At 47.9% G+C, this 11,670-nt stretch carries 9 protein-coding genes and 1 other annotated feature; of the genes, 8 read left to right on the top strand and 1 reads right to left on the bottom strand.

The features are described 5' to 3' along the window. Nucleotides 1-527 precede the first annotated feature (527 nt). A complete protein-coding gene (gene gdhA / locus HUG15_RS17255; RefSeq protein WP_200124272.1) occupies nt 528-1,907 on the bottom strand; it encodes an NADP-specific glutamate dehydrogenase in 1,380 nt (459 codons plus the stop codon). Between the two features lie 413 nt (nt 1,908-2,320). Here gdhA and ilvE point away from each other — a divergent pair, with 413 nt between their 5' ends. From ilvE to leuD, 8 genes are all read left to right on the top strand, one after another. Next, on the top strand, nt 2,321-3,226 hold the full coding sequence (gene ilvE / locus HUG15_RS17250; protein WP_200124271.1) for a branched-chain-amino-acid transaminase: 906 nt from the start codon (nt 2,321-2,323) through the stop codon (nt 3,224-3,226). 12 nt (nt 3,227-3,238) lie between these two features. Then, nucleotides 3,239-3,503: a binding site (T-box leader), on the top strand. An 83-nt stretch (nt 3,504-3,586) separates the two neighbouring features. Next, entirely contained in the window at nt 3,587-5,353 is a 1,767-nt protein-coding gene (gene ilvB / locus HUG15_RS17245; protein ID WP_200124270.1) for an acetolactate synthase large subunit, read from the top strand. Then, on the top strand, nt 5,350-5,868 hold the full coding sequence (gene ilvN / locus HUG15_RS17240; protein WP_200124269.1) for an acetolactate synthase small subunit: 519 nt from the start codon (nt 5,350-5,352) through the stop codon (nt 5,866-5,868). The genes ilvB and ilvN overlap by 4 nt, the downstream gene beginning before the upstream one ends. Before the next feature lie 26 nt (nt 5,869-5,894). Further along, the gene (gene ilvC / locus HUG15_RS17235) at nt 5,895-6,917 is read left to right on the top strand and encodes a ketol-acid reductoisomerase (RefSeq protein ID WP_200124268.1); all 1,023 of its coding nucleotides are present in this window, start codon (nt 5,895-5,897) and stop codon (nt 6,915-6,917) included. Beyond that, nucleotides 6,904-8,448, top strand: coding sequence for a 2-isopropylmalate synthase (locus HUG15_RS17230; protein ID WP_246516380.1), 1,545 nt, complete (start codon nt 6,904-6,906; stop codon nt 8,446-8,448). Before ilvC ends, HUG15_RS17230 begins: the two co-directional genes overlap by 14 nt. Nucleotides 8,449-8,467: 19 nt before the next feature. Then, entirely contained in the window at nt 8,468-9,544 is a 1,077-nt protein-coding gene (gene leuB / locus HUG15_RS17225; RefSeq protein ID WP_200124266.1) for a 3-isopropylmalate dehydrogenase, read from the top strand. 13 nt (nt 9,545-9,557) lie between these two features. Beyond that, complete coding sequence (leuC, locus tag HUG15_RS17220; protein WP_200124265.1) at nt 9,558-10,973, top strand: 3-isopropylmalate dehydratase large subunit; 1,416 nt, start codon at nt 9,558-9,560, stop codon at nt 10,971-10,973. A gap of 12 nt (nt 10,974-10,985) precedes the next feature. Beyond that, nucleotides 10,986-11,579 carry a 3-isopropylmalate dehydratase small subunit gene (leuD, locus tag HUG15_RS17215; protein ID WP_200124264.1) on the top strand — a complete coding sequence of 198 codons (594 nt, stop codon included), beginning with the start codon at nt 10,986-10,988 and terminating at the stop codon, nt 11,577-11,579. Nucleotides 11,580-11,670: the final 91 nt, after the last annotated feature.

Raw genomic sequence — 11,670 nt, 5'->3', positions numbered from 1 at the left:
AATGGCGTCCAGCGGCGACAATGTGGAGGTAGAATAAAAGTTGGATACACAAAATTGGTGCATTGTTACAATGGATCAAAAGAAGTGTGCAATCATGCAACATCTCTTTGGATCCATATTCAGACGAAAGATGCGGTCTTGGGTTGCGTCACTGCAACCTGCCTCATGATTAGCATGTTTTGGTTTTAGCTTCACCCCTCCTCTTTTTGAAGACGAAATTTTGGCATCGCCCGATATTTTGTCCTGCATTCACTCTTTTCAGGACAAAACGCTGGCATATTCATTGTCTTTGTCTTCCATTATCGTTTTTCAAGACAAAATTCTGAGACCAACTGTATTTTTGTCCTTATTCAAGGCTATGAAGATTTTATCTTGCATTTGTGCGCTTGATCGGACGTATATTTCACAAATGTGTCTGGACTGCATCAAAACGATAGTCGATTTGTTTTCTTCCCAGACATCCGTGGATATCCGTTATTGCTACATAAAAAGCCTCGGTTAAAAAACCGAGGCTTTTATTCATATACCTACACAACCCCTTGCGCAACCATAGCATCGGCAACTTTAAGGAAGCCGGAAATGTTTGCGCCGATAACCAAGTCGCCGGCATAACCATACGTTTCGGCAGCTTCTGAGCTGTTATCATAGATGTTTTTCATAATTTCACGAAGCCTTCCATCCACTTCGTCAAAGGACCAGGAGAAACCCATGTTGTTCTGGGCCATTTCAAGCGATGAAACTGCTACTCCGCCGGCGTTTGCTGCTTTTGCCGGGGCGAATTGGACATTGTTTTTCTTGAAGATATTAATTGCTTCCAGTGTTGTTGGCATGTTTGCCCCTTCGCCAACAGCAATGACGCCATTTTTGATCAATTGATTGGCTGTTTCCTCATCGATTTCTTGTTGGGTGGCGCAAGGGAGCGCGACCGTGCACGGAACTGTCCATACATCCGTTGGAGAATCGAAATATTTCGCATGAGGATGCTCGTCGGTGTAATCTTCAATCCGTCTTCTTTCCACTTCCTTTAGGCGCTTGACGGTTTCAACGTCAATGCCCTTTTCATCATAAATATATCCATCGGAATCGCTGCAAGTGACAACCTTTGCTCCAAGTTCCTTCGCTTTTTCTATCGCGTAGATGGAAACATTTCCCGAACCGGAGACGGCAACGGTTTGACCTTTAAAGCTAATACCTTGTTTTTCAAGCATTTTTTCAACAAAATAAATGGTTCCGTAGCCGGTTGCCTCTTTGCGAACGAGACTTCCGCCATAATTCATTCCTTTTCCAGTGATGGTTCCTGCCTCAAAACGGCCTCGCATTTTTTTATACTGTCCAAACATATAACCGATTTCCCTTGGGCCCACCCCAATATCGCCGGCAGGGATATCAACGTCCGGACCGATGTGCTGGCCGAGCTCGTGCATGAAGCTCTGCGAAAAACGCATGATTTCCGCATCGGACTTTCCTTTCGGATCAAAATCGGCTCCTCCTTTGCCGCCTCCGATCGGTTGTCCCGTAAGGGAATTTTTGAAGATTTGTTCAAAACCGAGGAATTTAATGACACTTGGATTGACGGAAGGGTGGAAACGGAGCCCGCCTTTGTAAGGTCCGATCGCGCTGTTAAACTGGACGCGGTAGCCTCGGTTCACATGGATATTCCCTTCGTCGTCTACCCATGGAACACGGAAAGTGATCAATCGTTCCGGTTCAACAATTCGCTCAAGGATGCTCTGATTCATGTACTCAGGATGTTTAGCAAGGACCGGTACTAATGAGTCGAAAATTTCTTTTACAACTTGATGAAATTCCGCCTCGTCCGGATTACGGTTGCACACCGTATCATAAACGCTATTCACATATTCGTTTGCTATTTCTTCGTTACTTTTTTGCGTTGTTTGTGTGACCATTGAATATAGCCCCTTTCTTAATTGTTTTGGCAGGTATGAAAGCATAAATTAACTTTTTACCTGCATAAGTGCAACTAAGGTTTTTCGCCATAAAAGCTTGGGAAAAAGCCAAGTTCTTGCAGGGTGAAGGTTGTACAAACGTCCAATTGGAGGGTGGGCCAACCTAATATTTTTATATCTTATCACAAATGAATTAAATTGTTTAGTCGAGGAAAAAAATCGGTTTGTCAGTTCCATGAAAATAAAGGCAAGAAATAATCTAAAAATCTTCTATAATTTTATGGAAAACGGTTGACCGCAACAAATAAACGGCGTAATATATATGGTATACATTTTGTCGTTCTTGGAAAAACATTTGACCACTCGACGTGAACAAATGAGGGAAGTGAAGTATTACGAGGTGGTGAGAAGGTATGGAAGATGATCAATGGATTTTTTTAAGCGGAGAATTTGTCCGCAAAGAAGATGCAAAGATTTCCGTTTATGATCATGGTTTTCTATATGGAGATGGGGTATTTGAAGGCATTCGTGCCTATGATGGCAATATATACAGACTCGACGAACATCTCGTTCGCCTCTACGAATCTGCAAAATCAATTATGCTTGACATCCCTTATGATTTCGAAGTTATGAAGGAATTGATCGCTGAAACAATCCGTAAAAATGACTTAAGAGATGCATACGTAAGGGTGGTCGTTTCCAGAGGCGTCGGCAATCTTGGACTGGACCCGAAATCGTGCGGCACGGCCCAAGTTGTTGTGATCGTGGAAGAATTGGCGCTTTTCCCTGAAGAGCTCTATGAAACCGGACTTGAAATTGTCAGTGTTGCGACGAGGCGTAATCGTCCGGATGTGTTGAGTCCAAAGGTGAAATCGCTCAATTACCTCAACAATATTCTCGTCAAAATCGAAGCCAACCTCGCGAATGTTCCCGAAGCGCTCATGATGAACAATGAAGGATATGTGGCAGAAGGCTCGGGAGACAACATTTTCCTCGTAAAGGATAAAGTACTCTATACTCCGCCCGGTTATGTCGGTGCATTGGAGGGCATTACTCGGGAGGCGATTATCGAGATTGCCGAAGAGGAAGGCTATAAAGTAAAAGAAGAACCTTTTACACGCCATGACGTCTATGTTGCCGATGAAGTTTTTCTAACCGGCACGGCTGCTGAGGTCATCGCGGTTGTTAAAGTCGACGGGCGTGTCATCAACGATGGGCTGCCTGGACCAGAAACGGAGCATATTACAAAGTGTTTTCGGAATAAAGTAGCAACCGACGGTATGCAAATCTATGCTCAAGAAGCAGAGATCGGCGGATAAAAGAAAATAAAAAACAACACGTTGATGAGGATAAGTAATTGGAAAATCGGCATTTTACAGAGAGCCGCGTCAGCTGAGAAGCGGAGGTGCCCTTTCTGATGAACTCCCCTCTGAGTGCTGGAATGAACGGATTAATCATTAGTTCCAGCCGGCCCGGAGTCATTATCTCTTCCGGGTCGTTAGGCAAAAGGCGCAAAGATGTTGCGCCGAGTGTCCGTGCTGCTATGGAAGAGCGCGGAAACAAGGGTGGTACCGCGGAAACCTTTTCGCCCCTTTGGCATGATCGCCAATGGGACGAAAAGGTTTTTTTATTAACGTTCGTCCTAAACTTAGATCTTTGAAAAAAGGAGCCGAGTGCCAATGGTGGAGAACCAACGCGATGAAGGAGGAACAGAGATGGGCACAAGCGTGAGAACCCAGGCAGAGAAAACTGCAAATGAGCAGCAAACACAAAAGTTGAATGGAAGTCAGATCGTACTGCGTGCTTTGGCGGAAGAAAATGTAGACATCATCTTTGGGTATCCCGGCGGGGCCATCTTGCCTACGTATGATGAAATTTACAAAATGGGCATTCATCACATTCTTGCCCGCCATGAACAAGGGGCGATTCATGCCGCGGAAGGATATGCGCGTGTATCCGGGAAACCGGGCGTTTGTGTTGTTACATCCGGACCGGGGGCAACAAACGTCGTGACCGGGATCGCGGATGCGATGATCGACTCGTTGCCAATGATTGTGATCACGGGGCAGGTGGCAACGAACGTGATCGGAACGGATGCTTTTCAAGAGGCAGACGTTGTTGGGGTAACGATGCCGATCACGAAGCATAACATCCAATTGCGTGATGTGAACGATATTCCGCGTGTCATGAAGGAAGCTTTTCATATTGCAACGACGGGAAGGCCGGGACCGGTGCTGATTGATCTTCCGAAAGATGTCTCAACGGCTATCGGAGAATTTAAATATCCGAAGCAGGTTCATATGCCCGGTTATCAGCCAACAGTGCAACCGAATCGTTTGCAAATCAAAAAGGTGGCGGCAGCCGTAGAGCGGGCGAAAAAACCGGTCATTCTTGCCGGCGCCGGTGTTCTTCACGCAGATGGGGCGGATGAACTGTTCGAATACGCGACGAAACAGCAAATCCCGGTGACAAACACATTATTGGGCTTAGGTTCATTCCCCGGCAATCATCCGCAGTTTCTGGGCATGGCGGGGATGCATGGGTTATACGCGGCCAATATGGCGCTCCATGAATGCGACTTGCTTATCAATGTCGGTGCCCGCTTTGACGACCGGCTCACCGGGAGTTTAAACTATTTCGCTCCGGAAGCCGAGGTCGTCCACATCGACGTCGATCCGGCTGAGATTGGAAAAAATGTCGAAACCGCAATTCCGGTCGTGGGGGATGCGAAGGAAGCGCTAAAAAGTTTGTCGGCGCTTGACAAAGCCCCTGTTCCTTATGATGAATGGCATCAGCACCTCCGACATTACAGTGATGACTACCCACTTTGGTATAACGATGACGGGAAAACGATAAAGCCACAAGCGCTCCTTGACATGGTTTACGAGGAAACGAAAGGCGAGGCTATCGTTACGACCGATGTCGGGCAGCATCAGATGTGGGCGGCGCAGTATTATCGCTTTGCCAACCCCCATCGTTGGGTGACGTCGGGTGGTTTGGGAACAATGGGCTTTGGTTTCCCCGCTGCCATCGGCGCGCAGTTTGCGGAGCCGAATCGGGACGTGATCGCTGTCATCGGGGATGCAGGTTTTCAAATGACGATGCAGGAAATGTCGATTTTACAAGAATTAAACTTGCCCGTGAAAATCGTCATCGTGAACAATGCTTCACTGGGAATGGTTCGCCAATGGCAAGAACTTTTCTACGAAGAGCGTTATTCACACTCGTTATTTCCGATCCAGCCGGACTTTCTAAAGCTTGCCGAAGCGTATAACATCAAGGCCTATAAAATAGAAGATCCGTCCGAAGCCCGTGCAACGTTTCAAAAGGGTCTTAAGGAAGACGGACCGGTGCTTTTTGATTTTCGCGTAACGGCCGATGAGAATTGCTATCCGATGATTGCCCCCGGCAAAGGACACCATGAAATGGAGGGGATCCGTCCGTGAAACGCACCATCTCGGCAACCGTCAACAATTCAACGGGAGTATTAAACCGCATTACCGGTTTATTTTCCCGCCGACAATTCAACATTGAAAGCATTACCGTTGGTATGACCGAGAACCCGGAGATTTCAAGAATGACGTTTGTCGTCAATGTGGATAGCGACCGGGGGCTCGATCAAGTGATTAAACAGCTTAACAAACAAGTCGATGTGTTGAAAGTCCGGGACATCTCGGATGAAAACATTGTCGCGCGTGAGCTCGCGCTCATCAGGGTTGTTGCCACCCCGCAGACGCGCGGCGAAATCGAAACGCTCGCCCGCCCTTTTCGCGCATCCATTATCGATGTGGGGCGGGAGAGCATGACGTTGCAAGTGACCGGCGATCACCAAAAAGTGGAAGCCTTTATTGATTTAATCAAACCATATGGGCTGAAAGAATTGGCGAGAACAGGCACGACCGCCTTAAAAAGAAGTTCCAAAAAGCAATCGCAAGATCTGCATTATTCATTTATCCAATAATAAAAGAAATAGGGAGAGATTTAAAAATGGTAAAAGTATATTACAACAATGATGTAAATGAAGGCGTACTACATGGAAAAACCGTCGCGGTCATCGGCTTTGGTTCACAAGGTCACGCCCATGCCCTTAATTTAAAAGAAAGCGGCGTCGATGTAATTATCGGACTTAGAAGAGGAAAGTCTTGGGAAAAAGCGGAGCAAGATGGATTCAACGTGTACGAAGTAGATGACGCAACCCAAAAGGCCGACATTCTCATGCTCGCGCTTCCGGACGAATCACAGCCTGCTATCTATGAAAAACAAATCAAGCCTGAGTTGACAGCTGGAAAATCATTAGTTTTTGCCCATGGATTTAACATTCATTTTAGCCAAATCCAACCGCCTTCCGATGTGAATGTTTTCATGGTCGCACCGAAAGGGCCCGGGCATATCGTTCGTCGTACGTATGAATCCGGTGCAGGTGTGCCGGCGCTTTACGCGATCGAGCAAGACCCTCACGGGGAAGCGCAAGACCTCGCCCTTGCGTATGCGAAGCAAATCGGTGCCGGTCGGGCCGGAATCCTTGAAACGACTTTTCGGGAAGAAACGGAAACGGATCTTTTCGGGGAGCAGGCCGTGCTTTGCGGAGGAACGACCGAACTTGTCAAAGCAGGATTTGAAACGCTTGTTGAAGCGGGATATCAACCGGAGATTGCTTATTTCGAATGCTTGCACGAGATGAAATTGATCGTTGATCTCATGTATGAAGGCGGCCTCGAGTATATGAGATATTCAATCTCGGACACAGCACAATGGGGCGACTTCCAATCGGGCAAAAGGATCATTACGGACGATACGAAGCAAGAGATGCGCGAAATATTGAAGGATATTCAAACAGGTAAATTTGCGAAAGGCTGGATTTTGGAAAATCAGGCCAACCGACCGGAATTTAACGCAATCAATCAGCGCGAGCTTGAACATGAGATCACAGCCGTCGGCCAAAAGCTTCGTGAAATGATGCCATTTGTCAAAGGCGACCAAAAAGGAGTGGTTTCGCGTGCGGAGAATTAAGTTTTTTGACACGACGTTACGGGATGGGGAGCAGCAACCTGGGCTTAATCTGAATCGGGAAGAAAAATTGAAGATTGCCAAGCAGCTTGACCGTCTCGGCGTTGACATCATTGAGGCCGGTTTTCCGGCCTCCAATGAGGGAGACTTTTATTCTGTGCAGCAAATCGCAAGAGCGGTAAAGAAAAGTTCAGTGACGGGACTCTCCCGGCTTTCGAAAAGCGATATCGACACGGCGTGGGAAGCATTGAAAGATTCTCCCGAACCACGGATTCATCTTTTCATTGCCACCTCCGATGTGCACATTAATCACAAATTAATGTCGACACAAGCGCAAGTGATTCAAGATTCGGTGGAAGCTGTTCGCTATGCGAAAGAACGTTTTTCGGTCGTGCAATGGTCAGCGGAAGATGCCTGTCGCACGGATTGGGATTTTCTGAAGAAAATTATGGAAAAAGTGATCGAAGCCGGTGTCGATGTTATCAATTTGCCGGACACCGTCGGTTATACGACCGCCCAGGAGATTAGAGCAATGTTTCAACACCTCAAGGAAAATGTAAAAGGGGCAAAAGACATTGCCCTCTCCACCCATTGCCACGATGATTTAGGGATGGCTGTCGCCAATTCTCTTGCTGCTATTGAGGGAGGCGCTGATCAAGTGGAGTGTACCATTAACGGCATTGGGGAACGTGCCGGCAATGCGTCGCTAGAAGAAATTGCCGTTGCCCTTCATATCCGTCGTGATCACTATGGGGCTGAGCAAAACCTTAATCTCCAAGAGATTAAACGCACGAGCAGCCTCGTGAGCAAACTCTCTGGTAACGTTGTTCCCGGCAATAAAGCGGTCGTCGGCAATAACGCGTTTGCCCATGAATCGGGTATCCATCAAGATGGCGTGCTAAAAGAAAGCAGCACGTATGAAATTATCACGCCGGAACTTGTCGGTGTAGACGCGAATAAGTTGGTGCTTGGTAAATTATCCGGCAAGCACGCGTTTAAGAACAAAGTGTCGGAACTTGGTTTTGACCTGCCGGAAGCCGAATTAAAACGCGTGTTTAAAGCATTTAAGCAACTGGCGAATAAAAAGAAAGACATCTCTGACGATGATATTTTCGCACTACTCGTCGCCGATAAAAATGAAGATGAGGCGAAAGCATATGAAATGCTCTCTCTGCAGGTGAACGTGGGGACGCATAACATCCCGACGGCAACAATCACAATGAAGTTGCCCGATGGGGAAGAAACGCAAGAAGCCGCCACCGGTTCAGGCAGTGTGGAAGCCGTCTACAATACACTGGAGCGAATTGTCGGCGCCCCGATTCAATTGGATGACTATCGCATTCAATCGGTGAGCAGCGGCGAGGATGCCCTTGCGGAAGTGGTCGTCCACGTGACGTATGCGGAACAAACATCGATTGGACGCGGAACCGCCCATGATGTGTTGGAGGCTTCTGCCTACGCGTATGTTAATGCCATTAACCGCATTCTTGCAGCTGTACCGGACGAAGTTCCGAAGCCTTCGGTTCATTCGTAGTCGATGAAGGAGACTTTTTATGACAAAAAAAACAATTGCCGTACTTCCCGGGGACGGAATCGGTCCCGAGGTAACGAGAGCAGCGACACAAGTAATGGAAAACATCGCACGTTTGCATGATCATGAATTTGTTTTCAAAGAAGGTTTGATCGGCGGGAGCGCCATTGATGAAAAAGGCGGACCTTTGCCGCTTGAAACGAAAGAAATCAGTGCCGCAAGCGATGGCATTTTGCTTGGCGCTGTGGGCGGCCCTAAGTGGGACCGCCTTCCGGGCGCCAACCGTCCGGAAAAAGGGTTGTTGGAAATTAGAAAATCGCTTGACTTATATGCTAATTTGCGTCCTGTCAAAGCTTATTCGGCGCTTATCGAATCTTCCCCGTTAAAGGAAGAAATTGTCGCTGATGTAGATTTTCTGATTGTGAGAGAGTTGACCGGCGGTCTCTACTTCGGGGAACCCAAAAAACGAGAGGACGCGGATGGTGAAACCCGTGCTGTTGATACGCTTATCTATAAAACGTCGGAGATCAAGCGCATTGCCGAACGGGCGTTTCAAGCCGCGCGCTTGCGAAAGGGAAAAGTCGTATCCGTGGATAAAGCAAATGTGCTGGAATCAAGCCGATTATGGCGGGAAACGGTGGATGATATCCGAGTCGATTATCCCGATGTCGAGCTCGAGCATATGCTCGTTGATAACGCCGCCATGCAATTGATCGCACAACCGGCAGCTTTTGATGTCATCGTTACCGAAAATACATTTGGGGATATTCTTAGCGATGAAGCTTCAATGTTGACCGGATCCCTCGGATTGTTGCCATCCGCAAGCATGGGTTCAACCGATGTAGGTCTTTATGAGCCGGTACATGGTTCCGCGCCGGACATCGCCGGAGAAAATCGCGCGAATCCGTTGGCAGCTATTTCATCGGCAGCGATGATGTTAAAGTACGGGTTTGAAATGGAAAAGGAAGCGAAGCAAATCGAAACAGCGATCGAAACCGTGCTGGCAGATGGTTACCGGACGGCTGACATTGCGCTTAAAACGGAGGAAACGGTGACAACGGCGGAAATGACCGAAGCCGTCATAAAAGCACTTGAATAAGGAGGGGGAAAGCGTGAAGGGGAAAACGATTATTGAAAAAATCTGGGATCGCCATACGGTTTATCAGGAAGAAGGAAAACCGGATTTACTATATATCGACCTCCATTTAGTTCATGAAGTGACATCGCCGCAAGCATTTGAAGGATTAAGGCTTGCGGGGCGAAGCGTAAGGCGCCCGGATCTGACGTACGCGACGATGGACCATAACATTCCGACGGATGACCGCCAATCCATCACCGATAAAATTGCCAAAAAACAAATCGATGTGCTTGTGGAAAACTGCAAGGAATTCGGAGTGGAGTTGGCCGGGCTGGATAGTCCGCATAATGGAATTGTTCATATTATCGGTCCCGAGCTCGGGCTTACACAACCCGGGAAGACGATTGTGTGCGGAGATAGTCATACGTCCACACACGGGGCATTCGGTGCATTGGCGTTCGGTATCGGCACGAGCGAAGTGGAACACGTCCTGGCATCGCAAAGTTTATGGCAAAATCGCCCGAAAACGATGGAAGTGCGCATTGACGGCCGCCTTTCTGCCGGTGTGAGTGCAAAAGATATCATTCTGGCGTTAATCGCAAAATACGGGGTCAATTTCGGAAGCGGGCACGTCGTTGAGTACCGTGGAGAAGCAATTCGGGGACTCACGATGGAAGAGCGGATGACCATTTGTAACATGTCCATTGAAGGCGGCGCTCGCGCAGGTTTAATCAGTCCCGATCAGGTTACGTTTGATTATTTGGAAGGGCGGCCGAATGTGGAAAAAGGTCCGGCCTATGAAAGGCAAGTCGAGGAATGGAAGCAATTGGCGACAGATGATGACGCAACCTTTGACAGCACGTTGGTATTGGATGCGTCCGAAGTGAAACCGATGATCACGTGGGGCACAAATCCCGGTCAGGGCGTATCCATTGACGGCGAAGTGCCTGCTCCCGAGGATGGCGAGACAGAAGCAGACCGGAGGGCGATTGAGCAATCGCTGGATTATATGGGATTGACGCCGGGAACGAAAATGACCGATATCCCGATTCAACACGTGTTTCTCGGATCGTGCACGAACGCGCGAATCAGTGATTTGCGCGAGGCGGCCAAGTATTTGGACGGAAAGAACGTCGCTCCGGGAATTCGCGCGCTCGTCGTGCCCGGTTCTATGAAAGTGAAACGCCAAGCTGAAGACGAAGGGTTAGCGGAAGTATTTATTAATGCTGGTTTTGAGTGGAGAGGTGCCGGCTGTAGCATGTGTTTGGGCATGAATCCGGACCAAGTACCGGAAGGGGAACGCTGTGCATCCACCTCGAACCGAAATTTTGAAGGACGTCAAGGGAAAGGGGCGCGCACGCACTTGATGAGTCCGATTATGGCAGCTGCCGCCGCTGTTCACGGGCGATTTGTGGATGTACGCGAACTTGACGTCACTGCACAAGCATAGGGAGGGGAGAGAATGGAAGCTTTTCACGAAATTGAGGGAAGTGTTGCCTCGCTTCCTTATGTAAATGTAGATACCGATCAAATCATCCCGAAACAATTTTTGAAGCGGGTCGAGCGAACCGGCTTTGGCCAATTCCTCTTCTTTAATTGGCGTTTTCTGGATGACGACAGCGAAAATCCCGACTTTCCCTTAAACCGACCGCATATGAAGGGAGCATCCATATTGCTGAGCGATCATAATTTTGGATGTGGCTCTTCCCGGGAACACGCGGCTTGGGCATTGAAGGATTATGGCTTTAAAGTCATTATCGCGCCGAGCTTTGGGGATATTTTTTATAACAATAGCTTTAAAAACGGTTTGCTCCCTCTTCGCTTGCCGGAAGAAACGGTTCAAAATTGGATGGAAAAGGGCAAAGATGACGCGCTTACTTTCAAAGTTAACCTAGAGGAACAAACGGTGGAAGATGACCAAGGCATCATTCACACGTTTGAAATTGATCCTTATTGGAAAAATATGCTTGTTTATGGACTGGATGAAATCGGTGTTACCTTGCAATATGGAGATTATATTCAGGAATATGAACAGCAAATGAAAATGCGCCCATGATGGGCGTATTTTTTCTAATGTCTTCCCTCCGCTTGCTACATAAGAGTGTAAACGGTAAAATTATGGCGAATCAGGCAGAAAAGAAGGTGAG

It is taken from the genome of Salicibibacter cibarius (assembly GCF_016495725.1).
Classification (GTDB): Bacteria; Bacillota; Bacilli; order Bacillales; family Marinococcaceae; genus Salicibibacter; species Salicibibacter cibarius.
This window is presented reverse-complemented; position numbering and strand designations above follow the sequence as displayed.